Origin of the sequence: Shewanella waksmanii, assembly GCF_043643685.1 — a bacterium.
Classification (GTDB): domain Bacteria; phylum Pseudomonadota; class Gammaproteobacteria; order Enterobacterales; family Shewanellaceae; genus Shewanella; species Shewanella waksmanii_A.
On the sequence record NZ_JBHZSN010000001.1, the window covers coordinates 39,955 to 65,228 of the forward strand.

A 25,274-nucleotide genomic window follows, 5' to 3' on the forward strand; every position below is an offset into this window, starting at 1 on the left:
CACAATATCTATTGAGTTTAATAGCTTATAGATGGGGTTTTTGTAACAACTTTTTTAGTATTGCCTACCATTGAACGCAAAATGGGGGGCGATTAGCCTATTCGCTGATTATGGTCTTAGATTGGCTATTTCGTCATTGTTGAGCGTGTAAAGGGGTGAACAAAACATAGGGTTCACAGCATCAAGCAATTCACTTAAAAAAGAGGGAGAGTCACTCAATAGCAGGATACGCCTTATCCAATCGAAGAAGTCACTTAATAGGGGTATCCGCAAAAGGGTTCTGAGCTGACTAGAGCTGGCTTATTTGTATAGTTAGTCGCAAACTCTATAAACGCTTGTTGGGGCGGGGTTTGTGATACAAGTAACCTTGATAATCCAGGCACCAATTTCTTCTAATAGTCCCCGTTGTTGCTCTAGCCCTACTTTTTCTCCAATCGCACCTAAACTCACGCTTTAGCCAGTGTGACTATAGTGGCAGCGATAGCAACATCATTACTATCATGCAAAATGTCAGTGACAGAAGATTTGTCAATTTTGGCCCTTTAACTGAGTTGTGTGGAGGCCTGTAACAACACCCAGTTGCCAGATAGAAATATCAACCCAGACGTTTCTCGTCGAGGGAGGGGGCTTTCTCAGATTTTGTGCCAACATAAATTGTGTTTTCCTAACCGTTGCTAAAATTAGCTTCAGTAGCTGCGAAAGCATTCATATTGGCCTTTTTTTGGAACTAGTCGTGCGAGGTTATGTGATGTGCAGAACACTTTTTATAAATTAGTTATTATGAATTAATGCGAGTGCTGGTTATTTAGCGATTATGCTGCTAAATTCAGCCATCGAATATGACGTATTTTTACCCGAGTTAGTTAAGGAGATTTGATGATTGTTGTTAGCCTCAACTGGGCAACCAACGCACGTTAATTAAAACGCCTGCTGTCTTAACGCTTAAAGATAGTCTTAAACGCATAAAGATAGTCTTAAACGCTTAAAGATAGTTGCGGTTTAACTCTGCATATTGCCCGGTTCTCGAACATTAAACCGGGGAACTTACCTATATAAGTATCCCAGAATGTCACATTCAGGCGCTTGGCGCTGGGGTCACCATGACAAAATTTGATCGTTTCGCATCAATTCGTGCGAGCAAAAAAACACTTCAACAACCGACTAATACACAAGCTAATACAACAGCGACGGCAAACGCTAATAACGCTGACGTAGATGCAAAATACTGCACACTTGCGCAGCTCGGATGGAATCAGCAACTTCAAGTTCAATTAGCTCAAATGAGCACTGAACAAAACCGTCGCAGTGAAGATTCAGTGTATGCCAGAGTCGTTGCCCATCATCGACAGCATTACCAATTGTTATCGCCTCAAGGTGAGCACAAACTCATGCTACACCCGCAGCTGCCGGTAATGACGGTGGGTGACTGGGTTATGTTAGATAAGCAGCAACGGTTCGTGCATCTATTTGAGCGCCAATCCTTGTTTAGCCGTAAAGCACCGGGTAGCAAGATTGAGCAACAGCTGATTGCGGCCAACCTTGACTGGGTGTTCATAGTGTCATCACTCAACCAAGACTTTAATCTTAATCGGATTGAACGTTATCTTGCATTAGTGAATGAAGCTGGTGTTACGCCTGTGCTGGTGCTCACTAAACAAGATTTGTGCGATGACGTGCAAAGCTATATTGAACAGCTTCGTCGCCTAGATAGTCAGTTACTGATTGAAACGGTTAACGGACTAGACGTTGACAGCGTTGCTGTTTTATCCAGTTATGCTGCTAAAGGTAAAACCGTGGCATTGATTGGCTCATCCGGTGTCGGTAAGTCAACGCTAGTGAATAGCTTAGTATTGCAACCGCAGCAGCAAACTGCAGGTATTCGTGAAGATGATGCTAAAGGGCGACATACCACCACCGGCAGATCATTGCACTTTACTCAAGCGGGTGGCTTGCTCATTGATACGCCGGGTATGCGAGAGTTGCAGCTAGCTGATTGTGAAGATGGCGTGCAAAACACCTTCGCAGATGTGATGTCATTGGCGCAGCAATGTCGCTTTGGCGATTGTACCCATCAAACGGAGCCAGGTTGTGCAGTGCAGCAGGCAATCAGTTGCGGTGAGTTGGATTCTCGGCGATTGGTTAGCTATCAAAAGTTACTGCGTGAACAAGCGCTAAATGGCGCCAGTATTGCGCAAAAACGCGCTCACGGAAAAAGCTTAAGTAAGATGTATCGCCGAGTACAAGATGATGCAAGGCAGCATAAGCGTGGTTAGGCTGAATTAAATTACCTCTAATATAAGGCACCTTAACGGTGCCTTTTTAGTTTTATTAATACTTAGCGTAGCCAATTTTTGTGATGTAATCATGATTTAAATGTGTTTTTTTATTTGCTTATCCCTATTATTTCTTTTTGCTATATCTAATAAGTCTATTTTTTATCTTGTTTCTGTCTATTTTTTCACGTTTTTTTGTGTTTGTTTGTCTTTTGTTTTTAATTGTTTTATTTGTTTCATATTGGCTTGTTAAGGTTTTTATTATCTTCTGGCTGTAGAGTTGGGGTGTGTGAAATTAATTTCAATTCGTTTGTTTAGTTGAGGGAATATGCGGCTTCAATATAAAGGGATGTTTGTTGTACTGCACTTGTTAGTCATTTTATTTGTATGTGTTAGCTTATTAACTGGGCTAGCGATTAGTACGGTTAGCCGTGATGACTGGCTGATGGCAGACTTCATATTGCCGCAAGGCAGAGTTCATCAAATTCACCTATACAGTGGTATGGGGATTCTGACCGTCACCATTCTATACGGCGTGCTGCGTAGCCAGTTTCGCCAAAGGATATTAAACCAAGGTTTCCACATCGCCTTAAAATATTTAGCTTATATCGCTATGTTATCGTTATGTCTTAGTGGCGTGTTTGCATATTTGGGGTATACAGACGGCGTCATAGGGAGACTATTGAGTGAATGGCACTATATAAGTGCCATTACACTCATGGTATTTTTTATACTTCATGGTGTGATACTTTTTTTACAGCGAGGTTTATTAGTCTTAAAGCAAGTTTTTAATAAGCAGGCTTTATTAGTTGGTTATGAGTTTTTTGTATTTTTAATAGTTGTTTCTTTTGTGGTGAAAATATATTTTGACGCTGAGTTAACTCACGAAATCACAGTGTTAGAACTCGAAAGTCAACAAGCCATTAATATTGATGGGTTTGCAGAAGAGTCTTTTTGGCATGATGCAGAAGAAGCCATTGTGTTTACCCATGGCGGAGCTAATTTTCTAAATGGTCGCACCGCGGTAAGCATCAAAGCAGCAACTAATGATAAAGAAAGCTATTTTTTATTTCGCTGGTTCGATAACAGTGAAAGCTTACTTCACCTGCCATTGCAGAAGGAAGTTGATGGCTGGCGAGTATTAGGCGCAGGCTTTAGTACATTTAATGAGACAGCTTATTACGAAGATAAGTTTGCTGTGATGTTGTCGACTACGTGTGAATTTGGTGCAGATGGAACAGCGCTTGTGGGTAGAAATCCCTTATCGAATAGGCCGAGTAATTGGCATGGAAAAGGTTATCACGCCAGTCTTGATGGCCGAATTCGTGACTTATGGCACTGGAAAGCGGTAAGAACCAACTCAATGTTACAAGCTGATGATAATTATTTTGGTCCTCCGTTATCCGTGCGGTTGGGGGAGCGACGTTACACAGCGGGTTATCAGGTAGATGGCAAAGAGAGTGGTGCCTATGTCATGAATTGGCAGTGGTATAACCCAAAGTATATTCAACCTAAACGCTTACCAAGCAACCCCAAAGTGGCAATAACCTCGCCGCTAGCTTGGTTTCAAGCTCAACCATATCGAACCGATATTGATCACTATCCTGTAGGGACTCGACTGCCCTCTGTTTTATTGCGTTCTAACCAATTTGAAGGTGATCGCGGCGATGTGCGGGCTCGTGGGGTTTGGCAAGATAATTATTGGACCCTTGAAATGGCGCGAAAAAACAATACTGGGTCTGAAAAAGATGTGATGTTGCAAGATGAGGTATGTATGTGGGTGTCAGCATTCGATCATGCACAAGTTGCTCATACCCGTCACAACAGGCCGCTTAGACTCAACTATCCTAGCGAAGGATTACTACAATGATTCGGCGGCTGCTTATCTTATTAGTCTGCTTTGCAATTGGCATACTCATACTCAAAATGAGTGATTCAAGAACGCCTATTTCAGCAACGAGTGCCGAAGCTCGATATATCAAAGTCAGTGCCGCAGGCAAACCTCTCACACCTTGGCAAGGACCTTGGTCATGTGTGTTTGATAAATCTCAGCAGGTATTGTGGGAAGTGAAACGAGATGATGAATCTATCCATGACGGTTACTGGTCATACTCTTGGCATAACGGCACTACAGGTCAAGCTGATATGGGGGATTGCTACTTTGAATCTACAGGTTGTGACAGCCAAGATCTTATCAGACGGACCAATGATGAGAAATTATGCACGGTAACCCAATGGCGTTTACCGAGCCTTGATGAATTACAGGGGCTACTCATTGCACAAGATAGGCATCAGCAGCTGCATATTGCTGTTGATTTCTTTCCTCAAATTCGTGTTGGTGACTATTGGTCCGCCAATCATAATCAGCCTCTTAGTGGTGTTTTTTCAGACTTAAAAGAGGGGGCGATTGCTGTTGATTTTTCCCAAGGTGTTAGCCGGACACTGCCATATCGAAATGCCGCATTTGTGCTGCTAGTGACTGACCAGTTGCCTGCGCAACTTCAGTCAACTGGCACTCAATAGTCGTGCCGAATGTTCGGCATTTTATTTATGCAGTATCTAATGGGAAATTCAACATATAGGGAATATGAATGAAAAGCTTAATCAAATTAGCAGTGTGCGCGATGGCAGGTTTTGCCTTACCTGTTGACGCAGGCAGTCAATATCATCGTTTAATATGGGATGCATCGCCTCAAACTCAAGCCACGGTTGGTTTTACTCCAGATGGTAGTAGTAATCATGTGGTTAAGTTTGGTTTGAGCACCGATGAAACGACTTGGCAAACTCTGGCACCGACGGCAACGCGAACATTTGCGTCAAGTTTGACCAGCCACTTTGTCAAGTTGTCAGGGTTAACACCCAACTCAGCTGTTTATTATCGAGTCTGTGATGACAGTGGCTGTGGACAACGTATGTGGTTTAAGACTGCACCTAATGATAGCAGCGGTTTTGTTGCAATAGCGGGAGGCGATACCCGTACTGGGTGGACCAACAGGCAAAATGGTAATCGATTGGTGGCTAAGATTCGCCCTTTAGTCATATTACACGGTGGTGACTACACCAACGCCAACAGCGCTTCAGAGATGCGTAGCTATTTGAGTGATTGGCAGCTGACCTTTTCTAGCGACATGATTGACGGCTATAGCTATCAACGTATCTATCCGTTTGTACCAACTCACGGTAATCATGAAGACAATAATTACAATACCTTATGTCAGGTCTTTGGTAGTGATTATAATCAAGATGGCGTGTGTAACGCCCATGATACTTACGGCGCGTTTAATGTTTCTCCTTTACTCAGGGTGTACACCTTGAATAGTCAGTTTAAAAATTCTGGTTGGTCGAGCTATGCAACAGCCATGAATAACTGGTTAAGTCAGGACTTAGTAGCGCAAGGTGCTAGCGCAACGTGGCGTATTGCTCAGTACCATAAACCTATGTTTCCTCATTATTCCGGTAAATCTGACAATACTGAGTTGCATACCTGGTGGGCGGATATTTTTTACAACCAAGATATGAATCTTGTGGTTGAGTCCGACACCCATATTAATAAAATCACTGAAGCACTGACACCAACCAGCAGTGGTTTTAATGCTACCACAACAGGTGGCACGGTATATGTCGGAGAGGGGAGTTGGGGAGCGCCTGCACGTTCGGCCAACGACCCGAAATCTTGGACAATTGATTTAGCCAGCATCCAACAATTTAAAGTGATTTCGGTCACCAGTGATACACTGACGGTGCGCACAGCTCAATTTGATGCATCGGCAAGCACTTTATCTCGAGCGGAAAGGTTAGCCAATCCATTGGCACTGCCCAGTAGCGTTAATTGGTGGCAAGCATCTAGTGTTGGCGACAAGCTTAAGTTGGTTAAGGCGGGTAATGGCTTGAGCATCATTGATTCAGGAAATACTGATCCTGTTGATCCTCCTGTTGCGATCCCATTGCAAAATGGGGTGGCCGCGACCTCACTTTCGGCGAGCAAAAGCAATCAGCTTAATTTTACACTTGAGGTACCAGAGGCTGCGACTAGCCTAGACTTTAACATCACTGGTGGTAGCGGTGATGCTGATTTATATGTCAAACAAGGCAGTGCTCCAACCTTAAGCAGTTATGATTGTCGACCCTATAAAAATGGCAATGCAGAGTCTTGTAGTATGACGCCGGTGCAGGCGGGAACGTATTTTGTGATGCTTAATGGATACGCCAGTTTTAACGGAGTGAGCTTACTAGGAGAGTATCAAATAGATAGTGGCGGCGGAGACGGTGGCTCTGGAAGCTTCAATAATTTAGCGGAGTCGACAGGGAATTGGTCGTATCATAGTGCGACGCTTCCTGCTGGAGTGACCAGTTTAACCGTCACTATTAGTGGTGGTACAGGTGATGCTGATTTATATGTGCAATCAGGAAGTCAGCCAACGAATACAAGCTATCAATGTCGACCCTATCGAAATGGCAACGAAGAGACCTGCACCTTAACTGCGCCCCAAGCTGGAGTGTGGCATTTTGGTGTTAAAGCATACAGTAGTTTTAGTGGAGTCAGCTTAAGTTATCAATATCAGTAACAGTGAACCTATTAGCCTTAGCAGGTGCTAAGGCTAATTTTTGAATAAGCCCTAAGTTGTTGAAAGTGTAATAAGGCTGACGCATTTAGGTGTTAAATTAACCACAAAAGTCAGATTGATTTGTCCGCTATGAGCAAGTTTTCGTTCGAGCACGCATTTGAGATTGATACCCTAAAGCGCCTGATTGCAAAACATCAAAATCATTTCCATCATCACTCTTTACTCGACTTACATTACCGCGGAACGCCCGTATCTTTGACAGCCATTGAGCTAGGTAAACAACATAAATGTCCTACCGTATTGTTTGTCGGTGGTGTTCACGGTGTTGAACGCATTGGTGCGCAAGTGGTTTTAGCTTGCCTAAATAACCTGATTAATCGATTACCCTGGGACACGCACCTGCAACAGTTACTGCGTCATGTCAGAGTGGCCTTTTTACCCATAGTCAATCCTGTGGGGTTTTTAAAGGGAACTCGCGGCAATGGCAACAATGTTGACCTGATGCGCAATGCGCCTATCGAGGCTGACAATGGCGCGACGTTTATGGTGGGGGGACAAAGGGTTTCCGCTAAGCTTCCTTGGTATCGTGGTACACAACTGGAAGCCGAAACACGGGCATTAATTGACTATGTACAAGCGCAGCAACAACGCAGCAGTAGTTTAGTGTGTTTAGATGTGCATTCTGGCTTTGGCATGGAAGATCATATCTGGTTTCCCTATGCCTATTCAAAAAAGCCTTTTGAAGGTATGGGCTACATTTATCACTTAAAGCAGCTGTTTGATAAGGGCTATCCTCATCACGGATATTATCGCTTTGCACCACAAAACCATTACTACCAAACTCACGGTGATATATGGGATTATTTGAGTGTTAATGACGGTAAGCAGGCACCCTTTATCCCCTTAACATTGGAGATGGGGTCATGGGCATGGGTTAGAAAAAATCCGCGGCAGATGTTTAATTTCCCCGGTTATTTTAATCCGCAAAAGCCCCACCGACATGACAGAATTTTACGTCGGCATCTGATCTTGATGCAATTCTTGATGGAATCAGCCTATGCTAATGTATTGGAAAAGATATCGGCTCCAGTGCTCACTGGGCTCAACAAAGATGCACGGCGTATCTGGTGTAAGTAGTTGCGATCAACAAGGAACTTAAATGGCAACCTTGGTACTATTACGTGGCTTAATGCGCGATAAACGCCACTGGCATGGCTTTGAGCAGCGTATGCGAGCTAGCGGCCATGAGGTGCTTTGTTTTGACATGCTGGGCAATGGTGAGTTTGATCAAAGTGCAAGTCCATATCATATTAGCGTTTATGGCGATCATGTGATTGAGCAACTCAAGCTCTGTAAGCCTGACATGTTATCGCAGCCGGTAACGATAGTCGGCTTATCAATGGGCGGGATGGTGGCACTGGATATCGCTAAACAATATCCTCAGCTCGTTGAGCGTGTGGTGTTGATAAATTCTAGCGCTGCTAACATAAGTCGATGGTATCAACGTTTTAGGTTAAATAGCTTGTTTATCTGCGCGTTTAGGCAATTGAGGCGTTATATTGGTGATGGCAAGCTTAAACCCGCAGCCCAACAAGATGACAGCTTGCTAGAGCGAATTGTGCTGGCGTTAACCAGCATGGTGGCTATTGAACAGCCAAGCTATATTCACCAGTGGTCTGTATGGCGCCTTGAGCGACATTGCCGCAGTATCAATGGTGTGCGGCAAATATGGGCTTGTGTTAAATTTAATGCCCCCACACAGTTAACGTGCAACATCGACATTATTGCCGCAAAGCAAGACCGTCTAGTCAGCCCGCAATGCAGCGCTGCACTGGCGCGCTTCTACGATTGCCCAATCCACTATATTGAAAACACCGGCCACGATGTCAGCCTCGACCAACCCGAGCAATTAGCGACCATCCTCAATCGGTGTTTGCAGCATTAACCCCGTCATTTTGTGATCGCTTTCAAGTTTATTCAGGTTTTTGCAAAAGAGTGTCGTTACATGTTGAACCAAGTGTTATGCACTTGCTCTACATGTTGAACATTGTTGTTCCCGGAAAATACTTACATGCGGTGAGTTAAGCGGGAAATGGAGAAAAGTAGTTTGAAAAACCTAGGTTGGTTGCTGGTTTTTATACCAGCAGTTTGTACTTGTAGTACCGTGTTATTGGCGATTGCGCACTATTTTCATCTGATAGAAAGTGATCAAGCCACCTTATTTCTAATGATAGCCATGGCGGTGATTAATGGTTTAGGAACCTTGGCCATAGCCATAAGAACCCGTGGTAACTTGCCCTATCTATTGTTGGGTAATTTAATGTTTTTTATTGTGTTTGTTTTCTCGGTTACCACGACTCAACATCATGATTGTGCTCACCATGACGACAGTTTGGCAACACAGCCCAAAGCGAACGCTGCTAATAGTGCACCTAAAGCACAAGATTTAGATTTAACTAGCAGTGAGCTATGCAATAACTGCAACTAGTGATAGTAAGATTTCAAGCTTCCCATGGTGTTGAATCTGTCGACAGCATGGGAAGTATGAAATCAAAGACAAGTAATTCTTATCCTTCTATTTGGGCTATGAAATTAGTTTAGGCTAGCACGCGTTGCGTAGTTTAGTGCTATTGTGCTTGTTTGAAGAGAACTTCACTACTGAGTTGTATTAGTTGTTTAACTGCTGTTGCAAGTCGACCGGATATAAGTAGCAACGTTGATCGGGAGCAAACACGAGTATCCAAGGTGTCTCATGCCATTGTTGCTGTTCGTATTCGGCTAAAGAATTTGGTGATGGTTGAATATCACTGCAGCGGTGAATGACCTTCCCTTGTCGCTGAACTTCAATATTTATCAATGACTGTTGCGTTGATAAAATGAGTGGCTTTGATAGTACTGTACTGTTTAAGTCGCTTACGACGCGTTTACCATTGAGGTAAATATCTGACTGGGAGTGAAAGTCTGGCGTCAAGGCATCAATGAGATAAAGTGGAACGGTGTCTTTGGTTTTACTGAGTTTAGGTCTTGGTACACTGTACAAGGTGTAATCACTATTCAGAGTATTGCCGAAGGCGAAAACCCAGTAAGCCTGTGTTTCATTTGCAGGGATTTTTACTTGTTGATGTACAACTTGAGTATTGCGGTCAATCAGCTCAACGGTAACTTGTTTGCTGACTGCTGGTTTAAACTCATAGTGGTATTGAGAGCTAGAACTTGACCCAAATAGCCAAAAGTCTGGAGTCAGCATGTGTTTGTTTTCGCTATTACTATAGGCTGCAAAATGGACGGTGCTATAATCACTTCCCCCATAAACAAAGTCGAACACCCGAATATTTTGCTTAATGCTGGCAGTTTTTATTGGAGAGGTAGTTTTAGGACTATTGTCACTTCCTCCGCTGCCACAAGCCGAAGCTAAAACACTTAAACTGAGCAAAAGTAAAAGCTTAAAGTAGTAAAAACCTTGCATAGTATTCTCTCTTTGATACAACAATTAAAACTGGAAAGTCACTGAGTTTTACTGCTCAAGAAGCCTGCATATCGGCATTGTCGATATGTAGGGCCATTTGTGAGCAACGATGAGGCTGGTTAATTGCCAACCAGCTGGGTTGTTTATGGATGACTTTGACACTGTAGCGTGATTGCATATATTGCAAGCTTGCCTTAATGACTTGGTCCCACTGATGATCGAACTGGTCTTTTAGTTGGTATGACAGTGGGTAAGTCTCCCACCTTCTTTTGCTTATTTGTGGACAAATAAACACTGTGCCATTTCGATCTGTGATGACTTCGCCCTGTAGCTTGTTATCACGAAATAGTTGATTTACATCATCTTTAGCGTCAGTTTCTATCATAACGGCATAAATAAAAGGCATTGAAGTTTCCTAAAGGTGAACGCTGACCTCAGGTGAGTTCCTGATATGTGCGTTTCATATTGGTTTGGGTTACATGTTTATAGAAAAGCTCTTGGATCGTTTATGCTCAGATCAACGCCTTCCAATTGGTTTGATAGTCGTTGCCGATCTTTTACCACAATTTTTCCCCGACATAATTGGACAATGCCATCACGTTCAAGCTGTTTCATCACCTCATTGACTCTTTGCCTAGCAATACCTGTCATCTCACTGAGCTGTTGCTGAGAAACGGCAATTTCATCGTCGGCATTAGCTTGTGTTATGTGCAATAGAATTTCGAGCAATTGATATACCACACGGACTAGCAAACTCTCGCTATTGATTAGTTGGCTTTGTAGCCATTTGGCTCGAGATTCAAATGTCAGTGAGTAAAACCATTTGTAAATTTCATTGTTGGTTAATGCGATTTTTTTCAGTTTGTCGTTATTGAAATGGACTACCGTGCAGGGCTCTATTTCAATAAATACGAATGATGACAAGCTTGATGCACCGTCAATATAGTTACCAAACCAGCCGCCTTTCCCAATAACAATACAGTTGGCGGTCTTTAAACTTGGGGTTTGAATACAAACAGCTAACGTACCCTGCTCGATAAAATTAGCACCTTGGTTAATTAGTTGGGAATTATCTAATGCTGGCTCAAACACCTTTTTACGCTCAGAAAGGTTCAACAATGCTTGTTGCAGTGACGATGACAACTCTGCAGTCCATCTAATATCTAGACTTTGTGATGTTTTGTGCATGACCACCTCACTTTAAAATTCAGCTGTTATTTCATCTATGAACCACTGCGCTTTTATCTAGCGACTAAGTCATTAAACTCGTTTGTGTCTGAAGTGGTAGCATATGATACTAAGTATATCGCTAATAATGGTGAGCAAGTATCCGCAAGCGGACACTTGTAATTAAGTCGCCGAATGTTCAATTGGTAGAGTAATAGATTTCACTCATTGGGCTACGGCTGTAAATCTGGTTTAAATGTGGTCCAGCATCTTAGTGACACGATCATTACCAGTCACTTGGCTGGTTGATTTAGGTCCTGTAAAGCACCTTCACCACATGCCAGCCAAACTTTGTTTTCACTAGGTGCGGAGTAATAAGCTCACCGGTAAAGCAAACTTTATCAAATGCGGGCACCATCTGGCCTTTTTTAAACTCACCTAAGCTGCCACCTTTTTTACCGGATGGGCAAGTTGAGTGTTTCTTGGCTAGCACATCAAACTTGGCGCCTTTGTTTAGTTTCTGAATAATCTCTTCAGCCAACTCTTTGTGTTTGACCAAAATATGTAGTGCTGCAGCGGTTCTTGCCATAGTGATACTTGCCGTAATTGTTTTAACCTAAAACTAAGCTGGCAGTATACCAGCTTTTGCGGCAATCAGGCTAAGGCAAGTTGACGAGTAAATCGCCCGATAGTGAGGACTTATTAGCGACTATTTTGCGGCTCTAAGGGTCGTTTTTCGGTGATCATAAATCCGGTTAACATGATTAACATCACCCAGCGAAACTTGATTCTGGCTGACGTTACCCTGTTTATCGACAGTGAACTTATTGACGGTACGGCTGACCACATCAACCATTAACAGGGTTTGATCAAGGTAGTTTTTTGCAAGTTGGCCGCGTTGCGTATCATTGCAATCATTGCATTCTATGGTTGTTGGCAGCGCAGCGAAACTGGATGAACTGGCTACCAGTGCCATGCCAGCTAGAATGCGCGCTATAGAGTTGTAGGTCATGAAAATCTCCCTGTATGAATACTGCTTATGATTCGGCTGCGTGATCTGTATCACACTTTTTACGGTATGAGATAATTATCTTGCTGTCTAGTTTTTAACCTTTTTAGTTGTGGTTTTAGTTATATGTTGATGTTAATCAGTGGTTTAAGCTTGCTATTGTTCCGGCTAATACCGGGCTCAGCGGTAAGTCTTAAGGTTGGATGGGCAACAGGCAGCCAAGCTAGTGCATCTTTTTGATGATGCTATCGTCTATATTGGTATCACCCGTTAGTCGGGGTAAATTGTGAGATTGCCAATCTAGAGGTTTTGTTATGCAGCAAGTCGCATCGACTGCGTTTAGCCAATATCAACAAGAATTATTACGTTTCATCATCAGCAAAATAGGTCATCAACAGGATGCACAAGATATCCTAAGTGCCGTGTTTGTTAAGCTGTTACAGCAATCTACGCCGCCAAACTCACCAATTGCTTGGCTATATAAAGTGACCAAGAATGCCATCATTGATTACTATCGCACCCACAAACCTAATGAAAGCTTGCCTGATGATCTGCTGCAAGAAACAGAGCCTACCGATGCGTTTACAACGATGAGTCAATGTATGCGACCGATGATCATGACCTTAGATGAAAAATATCAAACTGTGTTATTGCTAAGTGAGCTTGAAGGCTTAAAACATCAGGTCGTAGCCGATAAACTCAATTTAAGTCTGCCCGCCGTTAAATCGCGGGTACGCCGCGGTCGGCAATTATTAGCAACAAGTATTCAAGGATGCTGTGCGCCTGTGGTGAACAAGCAAGGTCGCATTGATGATTTTGATACTGAGCAGCCTAATTGTAAGGGCTGTTAAAATTTTTCCATGATATTGCATCTTTTTGCTTTTGGTTTCGTCTTTATGAGTAAACCTAAAAGTGCCTTTTGGCAGATAGTATTTTGGAGAACATAATGAGCGAAACCATCAAAAATAAAACAGCAGCATGTTGTCAACCTAATTCAGACTTCACTCATGAAGACCAATGTCGTTGCGAATGCGTCGATGGCAAATGTGTTTGCCAGTGCGAGTTCGCTAACGATGATTGCTGTGACGGTAAACAAACATGCTGCACAGATAACCAAGCGCGCCAATGCAGCTGTGAGTGTATTGATGGCAAATGTGTTTGCCAGTGCGAATGCGCTAACGATGACTGCTGTGACGGTAAACAAACTGGCTGCACAGATAATCAAGCGTGCCAATGCAGCTGTGAGTGTGTTGATGGCAAGTGTGTTTGCCAGTGTGAATGCGCTAATGATGACTGCTGTATTGATAACCAAACTTGCTGCAGTGGCACTCAGCAAAAGTCTGCATGTTGTGCCTAAGTTCGTTTAAATTTTTCTGACTCGTTCTACGGTTAACCCACAGTCATTTAGTGACTGTGGGTTATTTGCTCCTAGTAATAATTCTGCTAATATCGAAATATATTGAATTGTTCACATGAGCCCATCAATGGATATTGAAGTCGTTGCTAAAGCGCTAAAAGAGTTAGGGCACCCGACTCGTCTCGCTATTTTTAAACGTGTTGTCCGCGCGGGTTATCAAGGCGTTGCTGTAGGAGATATCCAGCAGCAGTTAGCTATTCCTGCTTCCACCTTGTCCCATCATATAGCCAGCTTAATGTCGGCACAATTACTGTCTCAACGCCGAGAAGGGCGAACACTTTTTTGTGTTGGTGAGTTTGATAACTTAGAAAAAGTGATTGGTTTTTTACAAGATGAATGCTGTTTTGACGAGCAAAAGTGTAGCTAGAGCGTGTTGACCTGTTGTCGTTAAATGTTGTTAGGTCGGTGACGCTTGTAACCGACCGCTTCGAGCAGTGTTTGTGACGCCTTTATACTGCGTTATCGGTCTATCAAGTAGCGCAACACTGTGTCGACGCCATTTTTATAATATGCCTTGTATAAAGTGTCTTGAAAAAACAGTCACTGCCGCAACAAGCAGATCTAAAGAAAAACATGCACTAATCACCTGATTTTAAATGTTTTTGTTTGTTCTGACTTGCTTTTTCATCTCATCGATACAGTTCTCTTTATAAAAATTAAGTTAAATTCAATAGGTTAATGCCGTATAGCACTGCTCCATTAGAAAAAATTAATAGATATTTCGGTAATTCTGGAATTATAGGTTGACTTGAGATTTTTCAGGAGTATTATTTCGACAAATATCGAAATAATTCGATAACCGTATTAAGTCAGATCAAGGTGGGAAAAGCAATGAGCCCTGAAATATTAGCCATGGCCTATGAAGCCGCAGATATGTTTATATTTCTCGCAGTAGAGTTAACCCTGCTGTTTCTAGCAATTAGTTACTTAGTTGGCGTATTACAGATGTACATCACGCCAGCCAAAATTCAGTCGATATTGAGTTCGCGTAATGGTAAGGGTTATGTGATTGCAGCGTTACTGGGATCCATTACCCCATTTTGTTCATGCTCAACTATTCCTTTTTTAAAAGGCTTACTAAGAGCAAGAGCCGGTTTTGGTCCTATGATGGTGTTCTTGTTTTCAAGCCCATTACTTAACCCAATTATTATTGGTTTATTTGTGGTGACCTTTGGCTGGCAAGTGGCATTGTTTTACTTTGCCGTTGCACTTGTTGTATCGATTGTCGCTGGGTGGATGTTGGAAAAACTTGGCTTTGAGCGTTACGTAAAACCTGAAGCTTATGAAGCCGCTGGTGTGGCAAGCTGTGAGCTGTCAACTTGTGGTGAGCCTAAGCCCAAAGCGAGCGCTGCAACTGCATGTTGTGGTGAATCGCAGCCAAAGGTAAGCAGCTGTGGTGATTCAGCCAAGATGCAAAACAGTGAAACCGAGGCGGACAGTTGCTGTGGCGATTCAGCTAAAGTGACCGCAGAGACCACAAGTTGCTGCACTGCAGAAGCTAAGCCACAGCCTACACAATCTTGCTGCGGCAGTGATGAGACGGCAAAGGCGACGCCTAACAAATGGATTGCTTTGTGGCACTCAACCTGGAAAGACTTTAAACAAGTGCTGCCTTATTTATTGCTTGGTATTACGTTAGGTTCGTTTATCTATGGATTTATGCCAACAGAACTCATTGTTAAATATGCAGGTGAGGGTATGTGGTATGCGATTCCTGTGGCTGCAGTGATTGGTATTCCTTTATATATTCGTGCCGAAGCCGTTATCCCGCTAAGTGCAGCATTGGTTAAAAAAGGTATGGCGTTGGGATCGGTTATGGCGTTAATCATTGGTAGTGCAGGGGCCAGTTTGACCGAAGTGATATTGTTGAAGTCAATATTCAAAAACCAAATGATCATTGCCTTTGTGAGTGTGATCCTCACTATGGCTATCGCGGCAGGCTTTATATACCAATGGTTGTTTAGTTAGTATTTTTGAGTGGTGCATGCTGGGCAAGGCGATTGCTAGGCAAAGCACCACAAAGGGTCAATGATATTTTTGCATAATGGGCTATCCATACGACGAGATGAAAAACTGTTGAATCCTATTTAACAATCGAATAATAACCAGTTTAACCTGCATGAAAGACTTTAAGATAATGGTCACTTAAAGTAGTCATTTGATGAACTGGAGACAATTATGAAGATGCTAAGAATGACTTTGTTCAGCTTAATAGTGTTGGTTAGCAGCAGTGGCTGTGCTCAGCATAACAATCCGTCAGCGTTAAATCCAGAGTCAACTACAACTGTTACCCATCGCGTGCATCAAGACCATACGGGGTGTGATTTGCAGTGTGAGCTGCGTCGAGAGCAGTTGCGCCGTGATATCGAGGACAGGGCTATCCTTGATGAGATTCTAGAGGAAGATGATGGTGCAGTGCTTTATTAGTTTTTCAGTGGTTTGATGCTTTAAGTTAGCTGATTATTAGCGAATTTCTTTTGCACCTTAACTGCTTTTCGCGTTAGCTTATTAGGCAATGGAATAGCCCCATCTTACGGCTATCACCCACTGTTTTATTAAGGAATCGTCATGGATCCCCAAGCATTTAAAGCCTATCGGCGTTTTATTGTTAAGTTAGGCAAAATGCTGCACAAGTACGGTAGTCCATCGTTTCGCTTGGAATCTTACCTTATTGAAGTTGCCAATCATTTTGGTTTGAACTCCTCTTTTATCTCTACCCCGACTTCAATCATTTTCATGCTGCGTACCAGCGACCAAGAAGATGAGTACCATCATGCAGTGCGCATGCAGCCCGGTGAGATTGATATGGCGGCGCTGTCTCTCACCGACGAGGTGGCTGCGGCGCTGCTGGCTGGTGAAATTAGTTTAGCCGCGGCCGACCAACGGCTTGATGAAATTGATGCTATGCAACCCGCCTACGGCAAAATACAAACTTTATTGGCCTATTGCTTAGCCTCTGCGGCCTTTGCCATGCTGATGGGCGCGAGTTTATCTGAAATTGGTTGGTCAGGCTTGCTGGGCGCACTCACCTATATTGGTATTCTTGGCTCACTGCAATCTGAGCGGTTTTTAGCCATGCTAGAACCGGTGACGGCGTTTTTTTCAGGTTTGATTGCCTGTGCCATCGGTTATTACCTCGACCCTGGGATTAATATTCCGATTATTGTCTTGTCGTCTATCATTATTTTGATCCCGGGTTTGTCATTAACCATTGGTTTATCGGAGCTATCTTCGCGTAACTTAGTATCGGGTACCGCACGGGTGATGGACTCCATCATGCAGCTGTTTAAGCTGTTCTTTGGTGCATTCTTGGGGGTTAGCTTAGGTTTTGCACTGTTTGGTGAGAACGTGTATCAAGCTGGAGAGTCTCTGCCTTATTGGGGCCGTTGGCTGGGGGTGCTTTGTTTAAGTTTAGCCTTAGTGCCGATATTCCGTGTACGGGTCAAACATGTACCTTGGGCCGTGGTAGGTGCATTTATTGCCTTCGGTGTAACGGTATGGAGTTCACAATATGTGACCCAAGGGGTTGGTTCATTCATGGGCGCTTTTGCATTAGGCGCTTTTGCCAATATCTTTAGTCGGGTTGCTAATCAGCCTTCAAGCATCGTAGCGATGCACGCGTTAATTTTGTTAGTTCCCGGTTCAAAAACCTATATGGGTCTCGACTCATTTATTTCCGGTAAAGATTTAGTCAACACCCAAAACATTGGCCCTGAAGTGTTTATTATTTTTATGTCGCTGGTGGCGGGATTGATTTTCGCTAACGTGATTGTGCCAACACGTAAAGCTTTGTAGCTTGTTTGGGCAAGCCATAAAAAAACGGCCAAGGTGTTACCACTTTGGCCGTTTTTGTTTTTAACCTTTAACGTTGCGCTTTGACTTTCCAGTGAACTTCTTCACCTGCAAAGAACGGCACAATTGGGTTGCCGTTTGGCAAAATGATCTCAGTCGGTACGGTCCACGTCTCTTTCACTAAAGTCACCGTTGAGGTGTTGCGTGGTAAACCATAAAAATCTGGTCCATGGGTACTGGCAAAGCCTTCCAACTTATCTAGCGCGCCTAAATCATCAAATACTTGGGCGTAAAGTTCTAATGCACTCCATGCACTGTAACAACCAGCGCAGCCACAGGCTGATTCTTTACGATGCTTTTCGTGTGGTGCAGAATCAGTACCTAAGAAGAACTTAGATGATCCGGTAGCCACTGCAGCACGCAAGGCCTCTTGGTGAATATTGCGCTTAAGCACAGGTAGACAGAAGTTATGGGGACGAACGCCACCTACTAACAAATCGTTACGGTTCAGCAGTAAGTGCTGCGGAGTAATAGTTGCAGCAACATTGTCTGATGCATCAGCAACAAACTCTGCAGCATCTTTAGTGGTGATATGCTCAAATACCACTTTTAAATGTGGGAACGCTGCAACAATACGACTGAGGTTACGCTCAATAAACACGGCTTCACGATCAAAAATATCGATATGTGATTCAGTCACCTCGCCGTGGATCAATAGCAGCATACCTTCTTCTGCCATCACCTCGAAAATAGGGAACAAGGCATCAAGTGCTTTAACCGCGGCATCTGAGTTAGTGGTTGCCCCAGCTGGGTACAATTTCGCCGCAACAACACCGGCCGCCTTTGCATCAAGAATATCTTGCTTAGTGGTGGTATTGGTTAAGAAGATAGTCATTAACGGCTCAAACGTTGAACCTTGTGGGCGCGCCGCTAAAATGCGCTCGCGGTATTGGTTAACCATCTCTGCGTTGGTCACCGGAGGTAGCAGATTGGGCATCACAATGGCGCGTTGAAACAAGCGTGCAGTGGCAGGCACAGTCTCGTTTAGCATATCGCCATCGCGAAAATGAAGGTGCCAATCGTCAGGTGTTAGTAGGGTGATCTGCGTCATTAGAGTTCCTAGCGTTCATTAGCGGGCCAAATTATGGCGCATATTGTGCCTGAAAACCGCTGATCAGCATAGGCTTACTTGCATCGCTGTCGCTGATATTAGGCTTAATGGCTGAAAGGATCTGCCGAAGTGGCAACCAAAGCTGGTTTAGGAAGGTGTTTGTTAACCGCTATAGCTTCGCTGCCGAAGGCTCGGCAGCGTTGAGTTTGACTCGCTCTTACTCGTCGATTGACTCACGACACTAATGCGGTGAGCAAAAATCGACAAAGTGTTTGTCTGCCGCCTTACCCAGCTTGTACATCACTAACAAGCCTAAGCTCATGGCGACAAACATGGTGGCTAGCATTGGCCAGAAAACGGTACCTGAGACAGCCACAACCACAGTGCTCATTACTAAAATAACTAACCATAACGTCGATAATTTCATTGTCCCATCTCCTGCTGTTTTTTGAATGCGGGGCCAATATAGCAAGCACTAGCTGAACGCTTGTTGAACATCTTTTGCTAAACTTTTTAGCAGGCATAAGCAGTAAATTCCGCTAGAATAGTGGCCATTAAAGTGTCATTAATCGAGTGCATCCGTGTTAAAGCAAAGGCAGTATCAACGACAAGGTCCCGACTACCGTTTTGGCGAGCAAGTCTCGTTTGTGGATGTGAAGCATACCTTTAACCTTAACCAGATCCGCATTGGCAGTTGGGTTGAAGAGCAAGAAAAACACAAAGCAGCAAACCTGATTTTCGATGCCTTAGCCGATTTAGCTTACATGTTAAAGCTACCTCCCCATGCCATAGGTCTGCGTCAAACCCTTAATTTGGCATTCGGTACCGGCGGCCAGCAGGGCGTACAAGCCCATTATATGCCAGCACATCGTGAACTGGCGTTGGCGAAAAATGCCGGAGCGGGGGCCTTAGCCCATGAGTTTTGGCATGCGTTTGATCATTACATCGCGCCTAAGGCGTTTAAAGTAAAACCGGGTGCTATCTCATTTGCCAGTAATGCTTGGCTGGCGGATGTGCCTATGGTGGAGCACGGACTTAATCAACGTTTATCAGATCTGTTTGCGGTGACGCTATTGAGCGGCGATGGTAACGACGGTCATGCATATGTCAGTCGCGCTATCGCGTTAGACAAGCAATATGCGAGGCAGTACTTTTCTAAGCCCAGCGAGCTGATGGCGCGGGCATTTGAAGCCTGTATTGAATCTTGCAGTGATATTCATAACCCTTACTTGGTGAACGAAACACTCAAATCAGACTTAGCCAGTGTTGGCGGTTATCCAGATGCTGCGCACCGCGAACAAATATATGCGGCGTTATTGGGTTACTTTGAGCCGCTAGGTGATGCGCTAGGGCGTGAGAAAAGTTAGCAAGTACTTTACACAATGTGAGGCCAGTGCTTTAGGTCCAGACGTTAGGGTATAGATAAAAGGCACCACTTGGGTGCCTTTTGCTCTGCTAGGTTAGCGCTAATCAATCCAACCTAGCACATCACGAATCACCGACCAACGAGGTTGCTCTTTACTGGCCCCTTTACCTAGCATCCAGTACTCATAAAAACGGTCTTGATGGCCATCCACTTTACGTAGCTTCTGCCAATTATTGACGTAATTGAGCAACGACTGATTACTCTGTGCTACTGCATAGGCGACAGGGTAGCGGTTTTTGTTGCTGGGGATAGCAATACCGTAGCCGGGGAAGAACAAGGTCCAAGCTGAGCCTGCCTGCGCACTAATAATTAGCGCATCGTATTTGTGCTTTTTCTGGCGGAAAAAGTCCTTATAACCATCAATTTTGACAAATTTGATGTTAGGGAATTGATGCTTAGCATCTGCCACTATGTCACTGTGCTCTACATAAGTGACAGTGATGTTTTCTAACGCTTTAATTGACTCAGCATCTTTAAACTTATTCACCATGTGATCACGGGTGGCGATGGCTAAGGTAAGCTCTAATACTGGGTCGGCATAGCTGAGTTTGTCCATCTGCTCGATATCCATTGCCAGCCCAGACATGGCAATGTCAAAAAAGCCAGCATCTAACGAGGCGGCCAACTGTTTTTTCCTAAACGGAATAAACTCAATATCCACGCCCAAATCTTCAGCAAGTTTTGTGGCCATGGCACTATCAAAGCCCACTAGTTGCGCGCCATTATTGTAATAACTAAACGGCACGTTACTGGGGATATAACCCACTCGCAGCACACCACGTTCGCGGATCTGCCTGACATTAGCAATAGGCGAGGTGGGAGTTTCACCCACAACGGGAAATTGGCGTTTGACCTTAGTCGGCACCTTATCGGCGACTTGCATATTGGCTATCACGCCGCTGGTGACTTCGGGACTATGGATAAACATGCCCATGCCGATGCGGCACACCAGCAAGGTAGCGACGACGCTGACACTAATGCCCACTGTCATCTTAATCAGCTGAGGCGGCTTTAAGCGTAGGCAGCCTTCAAACAGGCACACGGTAAGCAAAGTCAGCACAAACAGGTTCATCACCGCAGCAATGGAGTTAAATTTACCGGTAATAAAGCCTGACATCACAAACAGCTGGAACAGATCAGATGGCAGATGCACCAAGTCCAACATAAATGGAATCGCCACATAGACACTACCAAACAGCGACAACAAACCACTGATCGACAATGATGGAATGGCGCTCATCTCAACAGGGGTACCGTTAAACCAGCCAGCAAATAGCACAAACAAAATCACCGTTAACTTACCTATGTTAGGGAAGGTAAAGGCAATGGGGATTAAGATTTCAATTAAGGTTTCGCCGTTATCACTGAGCTTGTCATGCTCACGCATGATCTGCTTACACTCTTCAATAATCACTGGAATAACAATAAAGATATTGCCGGTGGCAAACGCGGTCACTAAGGTTGAACGGGTAATATTCACCGCTTGCTTATAGGTAATGGGCGTGAGCGAAGCCACAATCCATGGCAGCACCCAAAAGGTGAGCAATAAACACAGCACAAAGTAGGTGATGAGATACACCTGCATACTGGCAAACTCTTCTACGCCCATGGTGCCAGCGGCAGAAGCTGACATGGCAAAAATGCCCACAGGCAGTACTTTCACTAAGCCTTGAGTAATGCGAGAGAAAATTTCCGATGTGGTGTGCATGAAAGATAGAATTTGCAGCTTTGGCTCACCTTCCATGCCTATCAATGCCAGTCCCATAGCAATACTAAACACCACGATTGCAGGGACATAACCGGCGGCCATCGACTCAAAGGGGTTAGAGGGGATATACAGCTTGAAGTAGTTAATTGCCTCTACCGCTTCAATGCTACTGGTACTGAAAAATGATGCCGATTCAACAAACGGAAATGACAACGGCACTAAGGCGATAAGTACCAAGGCGAGCAACCACAGCAGCGCCATAATCAAACCGGCGCGGCTAAAAATCATCACCGCGGTGGATTTTTGTAACTTACCAATACCGCCAACCAGCGACACCACAATATAGGGCAGTACGGTCATTTGCATTAACAAAATCACACTGGTGCCAATGGTGCTTAACCAGCCCACCATCTCACCAAAAAAGATCCCCACCGCAAAACCAACAAACATGGCAACGATCATCAAGCTAGAGCTTGGCATTGTTAGAATTCTTTTTATCACTTCATTACTTCCATATCGAAGTTGCGCCAACACATGGGCGTTAGACCAATAGCTTCAGTAGATTGTAGCGCAAAGCGTGATAAAAATTGATAGTAAAATGTTATTGTTGTTATGTTTTTAAAGGTTCCTCGGCATTTCACTGCGCCAATCGCGCTGCGGCTAAATCAATAAAGGCGCGGACTTTGGGTGATAGGTGTTTGCGGCTGGGGTAGATGGCAAACACCTCAATTTGGGCTTTAGGTAGATGGTCAAATAATACCGTCAGCTCATCGCTTTTGAGTACCTCATCTAAATAGAAACCTGGTAATCGGCATATACCGTGGTGATCGCGCACTAAACTCAGTTCAAAGTCACCACTGTCACATAAAATACGGCCACGCACGTCCACATTAAATGGCTCACCCTTGGCATCAATATACTGCCAACGGTTAGGCATTTTTAAATTGCTGTAGCTAATACAGTCATGATGGGCCAACTCCATAGGGTGGTGGGGCATACCTTTGCGCTGCAAATAGACTTTTGATGCCACGGTCAGTGCATCACATTGGTAGATTTTCCGGCAAATAAGGCTCGACTCTTCAAGCTGGCCTGAGGCGCGAATCGCTAAGTCATAACCATCGGCAATCACATCAATGCGTTTATCATTTAAGTCTAGCTCTAAGCTGACATTGGGGTACAAATGCAGGTATTCAGAAATAATGGCTTGTAAATGGCTGCGGCCAAACCCCACTGGACTGCTGATTTTTAAACGGCCACTGGGTGCGGCGTGCTGCGGCGTAAGTAACTGCTCAGCTTGTTCAGCGTCGCTGACTAAATTCACGCAGCGTTCATAATAGGCTTGGCCTTCTGGGGTTAAGCCAATAGACCGCGTTGTGCGGTTCAGTAACCTCACACCTAAGCGTGCCTCCAGTTTGTTGATTGACTTGCTGACAAAAGAAGTGGAGTGCCCAAGTGTCTCTGCGGCCGCGCTAAAGCCACCTTGGTTGACCACTTCGGTAAAGATCACGATACCTTCAAACAGATTATTATTAGTCATATGGAAATAGTGATTATCTTTTCAGGTTATTAATTACTTTTAAAGTCTAATATACACTTATCGGTAATGAATAACAGCTCAGCCAATCACGCTTATTTTGCTGTTTTGCGAATCAACCATATTGAGGGAATAACCATGAAACTATTAGCCTTTGCCGCCAGCAGCAGCCGTCAGTCAATCAACAAGCAACTTGCCACCTATGCCGCCTCATTGGTCGCAGCAGGTCAAGAGGGAGTGGTTGTTGAAGTATTGGATATCAATGATTACGAAATGCCAATCTTTAGCCAAGACCGCGAAGCGGAGTTAGGTCAGCCAGAGCAAGCGCAACGCTTCTTTGCCAAAATTGCCGAAGCTGATGCCATTATCATCTCGTTTGCTGAGCATAACGGCTCATACACCGCCGCCTACAAAAACCTGTTTGACTGGACATCACGTATCGACATGAAAGTGTTCCAAAACACGCCAATGGTGATGTTAGCGACATCCCCAGGCCCAGGTGGAGCTAATACCGTGTTGACTGCGGCCACAACCAGCGCGCCATATTTTGCAGCCGATGTAAAAGCCAGCCTGTCTATTCCAAGCTTCTTTGACAACTTCGACATGCAAAACCAGCAACTTACTAACCCAGAACTGCTAGACAAGTTGCAATCGGCCGTGGCGACGCTGGCTCAATAACTTGGTGATTCATCTAGGCTAGCCGAGGGTTAAGCTGTTTTAGCTAAACGCTTGAGCTTATAGTTTGGGTTAAAGGGCTTATCTTGCTTAACCAATAATAAGACCGTCCAATTGTAGGGCGGTTTTTTTGTTTGCTTTATCTTGGTCATTGCGCTCTATTCTACCGTTATTTGCGAATTTTAAAGTCAAAAGTTTGCTTAGATAAACAAACAGCTATTTCTCAAAAAACCTTTTGTTAACTTAGTGTTAACTGGTTATGCTAGCGTTAATGAATTCTTTTACTATCCTATGGAGAAGCTATGCAGCGTCAGGGAAGTATCATATGTGTTGGCGTCGGGATGACCATGGGGTCGCATTTAACCCCACTTAGTCGGGATTACATTGAAAAAGCCGATGTGGTGTTTTCGCTGATGTCTGACGGTATTGTTGAGCAATGGATCGAAGCGATGAATCCAGATGTCCGTAGCTTACAGCCCTACTATGAAGAAGGTGTATCGCGACTCGTATCCTACCAAAATATGCTCGACGCCATGATGACTGAAGTGCGTGCGGGTAAAAATGTTGTTGGCGCATTTTATGGTCATCCCGGTGTATTTGCTATGGTGCCCCATAAAGCGGTAGCACTGGCCAAAAGTGAAGGCTACTTTGCTCATATGGAACCGGGGATCAGTGCTGAAGATTGCCTTATTGCTGATTTGGGCATCGATCCTGGCCGCGTGGGCTGTCAGCAATATGAAGCGAGTCAGTTTATGTTTTATCGGCGCAATATTGATCCATCCGCTTATCTTATTTTATGGCAACCGGGCATTGCGGGCGACTTAACCTTGGCAAAGTTTTCCACTGAGTCAGACTACCGTGCCATTTTGGTGCGACTGCTACTCGAACACTACCCAGCAGATCATCAGGTGATCTTGTATGAAGCCAAAACTTTACCCATTAACACGCCGCGCATTGAACAGCTAGCCTTAGAAGATTTAACCAATGCCATCATTCACTTGCATACAACCTTAGTGATCCCACCATCAAAGCCGTTAGTCAGCAACGAAGCGTTAATTTCTGAATTAAAACGGTTGGACCAAGGGCAAAGATAGGATAAAGTTGTTAACAGTTTGTTGTTGGGTTTGCGGT

At 44.2% G+C, this 25,274-nt stretch carries 25 protein-coding genes; 16 read left to right on the top strand and 9 right to left on the bottom strand.

Annotated elements, in window-relative coordinates:
- Positions 1 to 1,100: 1,100 nt before the first annotated feature.
- The 7 genes from rsgA (at position 1,101) to ACHUFW_RS00220 (ending at position 9,326) form a co-directional block, all read left to right on the top strand.
- Complete coding sequence (rsgA, locus tag ACHUFW_RS00190) at positions 1,101 to 2,273, top strand: ribosome small subunit-dependent GTPase A (RefSeq protein WP_394199837.1); 1,173 nt, start codon at positions 1,101 to 1,103, stop codon at positions 2,271 to 2,273.
- Positions 2,274 to 2,601: 328 nt separating this feature from the next.
- The gene (locus ACHUFW_RS00195; RefSeq protein ID WP_394199839.1) at positions 2,602 to 4,143 is read left to right on the top strand and encodes an ethylbenzene dehydrogenase-related protein; all 1,542 of its coding nucleotides are present in this window, start codon (positions 2,602 to 2,604) and stop codon (positions 4,141 to 4,143) included.
- A complete protein-coding gene (locus ACHUFW_RS00200; protein ID WP_394199841.1) occupies positions 4,140 to 4,796 on the top strand; it encodes an Lcl domain-containing protein in 657 nt (218 codons plus the stop codon). The genes ACHUFW_RS00195 and ACHUFW_RS00200 overlap by 4 nt, the downstream gene beginning before the upstream one ends.
- A gap of 68 nt (positions 4,797 to 4,864) precedes the next feature.
- On the top strand, positions 4,865 to 6,838 hold the full coding sequence (locus ACHUFW_RS00205) for a pre-peptidase C-terminal domain-containing protein (protein ID WP_394199843.1): 1,974 nt from the start codon (positions 4,865 to 4,867) through the stop codon (positions 6,836 to 6,838).
- 129 nt (positions 6,839 to 6,967) lie between these two features.
- The gene (locus ACHUFW_RS00210; protein ID WP_394199845.1) at positions 6,968 to 7,975 is read left to right on the top strand and encodes a DUF2817 domain-containing protein; all 1,008 of its coding nucleotides are present in this window, start codon (positions 6,968 to 6,970) and stop codon (positions 7,973 to 7,975) included.
- A 22-nt stretch (positions 7,976 to 7,997) separates the two neighbouring features.
- Positions 7,998 to 8,783 (top strand): alpha/beta fold hydrolase, encoded by a 786-nt coding sequence (locus tag ACHUFW_RS00215; protein WP_394199847.1) that lies wholly within the window; start codon positions 7,998 to 8,000, stop codon positions 8,781 to 8,783.
- A 162-nt stretch (positions 8,784 to 8,945) separates the two neighbouring features.
- Positions 8,946 to 9,326, top strand: a complete 381-nt coding sequence (locus tag ACHUFW_RS00220; RefSeq protein WP_394199849.1) for a hypothetical protein — start codon at positions 8,946 to 8,948, stop codon at positions 9,324 to 9,326.
- 180 nt (positions 9,327 to 9,506) lie between these two features.
- On the opposite strand, the gene ACHUFW_RS00225 is transcribed toward ACHUFW_RS00220, so the two are convergent.
- The 5 genes from ACHUFW_RS00225 to ACHUFW_RS00245 form a co-directional block, all read right to left on the bottom strand.
- The gene (locus tag ACHUFW_RS00225; RefSeq protein WP_394199851.1) at positions 9,507 to 10,304 is read right to left on the bottom strand and encodes a hypothetical protein; all 798 of its coding nucleotides are present in this window, start codon (positions 10,302 to 10,304) and stop codon (positions 9,507 to 9,509) included.
- 55 nt (positions 10,305 to 10,359) lie between these two features.
- Positions 10,360 to 10,710, bottom strand: coding sequence for a hypothetical protein (locus tag ACHUFW_RS00230; RefSeq protein WP_394199853.1), 351 nt, complete (start codon positions 10,708 to 10,710; stop codon positions 10,360 to 10,362).
- Between the two features lie 77 nt (positions 10,711 to 10,787).
- Positions 10,788 to 11,492, bottom strand: a complete 705-nt coding sequence (locus tag ACHUFW_RS00235; protein WP_394199854.1) for a Crp/Fnr family transcriptional regulator — start codon at positions 11,490 to 11,492, stop codon at positions 10,788 to 10,790.
- Positions 11,493 to 11,781: 289 nt separating this feature from the next.
- On the bottom strand, positions 11,782 to 12,060 hold the full coding sequence (gene ppiC / locus ACHUFW_RS00240; RefSeq protein ID WP_394199856.1) for a peptidylprolyl isomerase PpiC: 279 nt from the start codon (positions 12,058 to 12,060) through the stop codon (positions 11,782 to 11,784).
- A gap of 120 nt (positions 12,061 to 12,180) precedes the next feature.
- A complete protein-coding gene (locus ACHUFW_RS00245; RefSeq protein WP_394199858.1) occupies positions 12,181 to 12,483 on the bottom strand; it encodes a hypothetical protein in 303 nt (100 codons plus the stop codon).
- Between the two features lie 311 nt (positions 12,484 to 12,794).
- Between ACHUFW_RS00245 and ACHUFW_RS00250 the strand changes: the two genes are divergently transcribed.
- From ACHUFW_RS00250 to ACHUFW_RS00275, 6 genes are all read left to right on the top strand, one after another.
- On the top strand, positions 12,795 to 13,331 hold the full coding sequence (locus tag ACHUFW_RS00250; protein WP_394199860.1) for a sigma-70 family RNA polymerase sigma factor: 537 nt from the start codon (positions 12,795 to 12,797) through the stop codon (positions 13,329 to 13,331).
- A 156-nt stretch (positions 13,332 to 13,487) separates the two neighbouring features.
- The gene (locus ACHUFW_RS00255) at positions 13,488 to 13,847 is read left to right on the top strand and encodes a hypothetical protein (protein ID WP_394199862.1); all 360 of its coding nucleotides are present in this window, start codon (positions 13,488 to 13,490) and stop codon (positions 13,845 to 13,847) included.
- 117 nt (positions 13,848 to 13,964) lie between these two features.
- Positions 13,965 to 14,264, top strand: a complete 300-nt coding sequence (locus ACHUFW_RS00260; RefSeq protein ID WP_394200472.1) for an ArsR/SmtB family transcription factor — start codon at positions 13,965 to 13,967, stop codon at positions 14,262 to 14,264.
- Between the two features lie 464 nt (positions 14,265 to 14,728).
- Positions 14,729 to 15,865, top strand: a complete 1,137-nt coding sequence (locus ACHUFW_RS00265; protein ID WP_394199864.1) for a permease — start codon at positions 14,729 to 14,731, stop codon at positions 15,863 to 15,865.
- Positions 15,866 to 16,075: 210 nt separating this feature from the next.
- A complete protein-coding gene (locus ACHUFW_RS00270; RefSeq protein ID WP_394199866.1) occupies positions 16,076 to 16,324 on the top strand; it encodes a hypothetical protein in 249 nt (82 codons plus the stop codon).
- A gap of 141 nt (positions 16,325 to 16,465) precedes the next feature.
- Complete coding sequence (locus tag ACHUFW_RS00275) at positions 16,466 to 17,692, top strand: threonine/serine exporter family protein (RefSeq protein WP_394199868.1); 1,227 nt, start codon at positions 16,466 to 16,468, stop codon at positions 17,690 to 17,692.
- A 67-nt stretch (positions 17,693 to 17,759) separates the two neighbouring features.
- Here the strand turns inward: ACHUFW_RS00275 and pyrC are convergent, their stop codons facing one another.
- Both pyrC and ACHUFW_RS00285 read right to left on the bottom strand, forming a co-directional pair.
- On the bottom strand, positions 17,760 to 18,800 hold the full coding sequence (gene pyrC / locus ACHUFW_RS00280; protein WP_394199870.1) for a dihydroorotase: 1,041 nt from the start codon (positions 18,798 to 18,800) through the stop codon (positions 17,760 to 17,762).
- Between the two features lie 241 nt (positions 18,801 to 19,041).
- Positions 19,042 to 19,227 (bottom strand): hypothetical protein, encoded by a 186-nt coding sequence (locus ACHUFW_RS00285; protein WP_028773232.1) that lies wholly within the window; start codon positions 19,225 to 19,227, stop codon positions 19,042 to 19,044.
- A gap of 154 nt (positions 19,228 to 19,381) precedes the next feature.
- On the opposite strand from ACHUFW_RS00285, the gene ACHUFW_RS00290 reads away from it, so the two are divergent.
- The gene (locus ACHUFW_RS00290) at positions 19,382 to 20,167 is read left to right on the top strand and encodes a CLCA_X family protein (protein ID WP_394199872.1); all 786 of its coding nucleotides are present in this window, start codon (positions 19,382 to 19,384) and stop codon (positions 20,165 to 20,167) included.
- 99 nt (positions 20,168 to 20,266) lie between these two features.
- Here ACHUFW_RS00290 and ACHUFW_RS00295 read toward each other — a convergent pair whose 3' ends face one another.
- Both ACHUFW_RS00295 and ACHUFW_RS00300 read right to left on the bottom strand, forming a co-directional pair.
- On the bottom strand, positions 20,267 to 22,414 hold the full coding sequence (locus tag ACHUFW_RS00295; protein ID WP_394199874.1) for a cation:dicarboxylate symporter family transporter: 2,148 nt from the start codon (positions 22,412 to 22,414) through the stop codon (positions 20,267 to 20,269).
- Positions 22,415 to 22,571: 157 nt separating this feature from the next.
- The gene (locus ACHUFW_RS00300; RefSeq protein ID WP_394199876.1) at positions 22,572 to 23,471 is read right to left on the bottom strand and encodes a LysR family transcriptional regulator; all 900 of its coding nucleotides are present in this window, start codon (positions 23,469 to 23,471) and stop codon (positions 22,572 to 22,574) included.
- A gap of 135 nt (positions 23,472 to 23,606) precedes the next feature.
- Here ACHUFW_RS00300 and ACHUFW_RS00305 point away from each other — a divergent pair, with 135 nt between their 5' ends.
- Together ACHUFW_RS00305 and ACHUFW_RS00310 are read left to right on the top strand one after the other, a co-directional pair.
- Entirely contained in the window at positions 23,607 to 24,146 is a 540-nt protein-coding gene (locus ACHUFW_RS00305; protein WP_394199878.1) for an NADPH-dependent FMN reductase, read from the top strand.
- Positions 24,147 to 24,445: 299 nt separating this feature from the next.
- Positions 24,446 to 25,237 carry an SAM-dependent methyltransferase gene (locus ACHUFW_RS00310; protein WP_394199879.1) on the top strand — a complete coding sequence of 264 codons (792 nt, stop codon included), beginning with the start codon at positions 24,446 to 24,448 and terminating at the stop codon, positions 25,235 to 25,237.
- Positions 25,238 to 25,274 lie beyond the last annotated feature (37 nt).

Bases quoted from the DNA above. Each gene is read 5' to 3' on its own strand.
- ACHUFW_RS00285 (WP_028773232.1), bottom strand. From the start codon at position 19,227: ATGAAATTATCGACGTTATGGTTAGTTATTTTAGTAATGAGCACTGTG.
- ACHUFW_RS00265 (WP_394199864.1), top strand. From the start codon at position 14,729: ATGAGCCCTGAAATATTAGCCATGGCCTATGAAGCCGCAGATATGTTT.
- ppiC (WP_394199856.1), bottom strand. From the start codon at position 12,060: ATGGCAAGAACCGCTGCAGCACTACATATTTTGGTCAAACACAAAGAG.
- ACHUFW_RS00245 (WP_394199858.1), bottom strand. From the start codon at position 12,483: ATGACCTACAACTCTATAGCGCGCATTCTAGCTGGCATGGCACTGGTA.
- ACHUFW_RS00205 (WP_394199843.1), top strand. From the start codon at position 4,865: ATGAAAAGCTTAATCAAATTAGCAGTGTGCGCGATGGCAGGTTTTGCC.
- pyrC (WP_394199870.1), bottom strand. From the start codon at position 18,800: ATGACGCAGATCACCCTACTAACACCTGACGATTGGCACCTTCATTTT.
- ACHUFW_RS00200 (WP_394199841.1), top strand. From the start codon at position 4,140: ATGATTCGGCGGCTGCTTATCTTATTAGTCTGCTTTGCAATTGGCATA.
- ACHUFW_RS00215 (WP_394199847.1), top strand. From the start codon at position 7,998: ATGGCAACCTTGGTACTATTACGTGGCTTAATGCGCGATAAACGCCAC.
- ACHUFW_RS00310 (WP_394199879.1), top strand. From the start codon at position 24,446: ATGCAGCGTCAGGGAAGTATCATATGTGTTGGCGTCGGGATGACCATG.
- ACHUFW_RS00250 (WP_394199860.1), top strand. From the start codon at position 12,795: ATGCAGCAAGTCGCATCGACTGCGTTTAGCCAATATCAACAAGAATTA.
- ACHUFW_RS00260 (WP_394200472.1), top strand. From the start codon at position 13,965: ATGGATATTGAAGTCGTTGCTAAAGCGCTAAAAGAGTTAGGGCACCCG.
- ACHUFW_RS00305 (WP_394199878.1), top strand. From the start codon at position 23,607: ATGAAACTATTAGCCTTTGCCGCCAGCAGCAGCCGTCAGTCAATCAAC.
- ACHUFW_RS00235 (WP_394199854.1), bottom strand. From the start codon at position 11,492: ATGCACAAAACATCACAAAGTCTAGATATTAGATGGACTGCAGAGTTG.
- ACHUFW_RS00300 (WP_394199876.1), bottom strand. From the start codon at position 23,471: ATGACTAATAATAATCTGTTTGAAGGTATCGTGATCTTTACCGAAGTG.
- ACHUFW_RS00225 (WP_394199851.1), bottom strand. From the start codon at position 10,304: ATGCAAGGTTTTTACTACTTTAAGCTTTTACTTTTGCTCAGTTTAAGT.
- ACHUFW_RS00270 (WP_394199866.1), top strand. From the start codon at position 16,076: ATGAAGATGCTAAGAATGACTTTGTTCAGCTTAATAGTGTTGGTTAGC.
- ACHUFW_RS00255 (WP_394199862.1), top strand. From the start codon at position 13,488: ATGAAGACCAATGTCGTTGCGAATGCGTCGATGGCAAATGTGTTTGCC.
- ACHUFW_RS00230 (WP_394199853.1), bottom strand. From the start codon at position 10,710: ATGCCTTTTATTTATGCCGTTATGATAGAAACTGACGCTAAAGATGAT.
- ACHUFW_RS00275 (WP_394199868.1), top strand. From the start codon at position 16,466: ATGGATCCCCAAGCATTTAAAGCCTATCGGCGTTTTATTGTTAAGTTA.
- rsgA (WP_394199837.1), top strand. From the start codon at position 1,101: ATGACAAAATTTGATCGTTTCGCATCAATTCGTGCGAGCAAAAAAACA.
- ACHUFW_RS00210 (WP_394199845.1), top strand. From the start codon at position 6,968: ATGAGCAAGTTTTCGTTCGAGCACGCATTTGAGATTGATACCCTAAAG.
- ACHUFW_RS00195 (WP_394199839.1), top strand. From the start codon at position 2,602: ATGCGGCTTCAATATAAAGGGATGTTTGTTGTACTGCACTTGTTAGTC.
- ACHUFW_RS00295 (WP_394199874.1), bottom strand. From the start codon at position 22,414: ATGCCAAGCTCTAGCTTGATGATCGTTGCCATGTTTGTTGGTTTTGCG.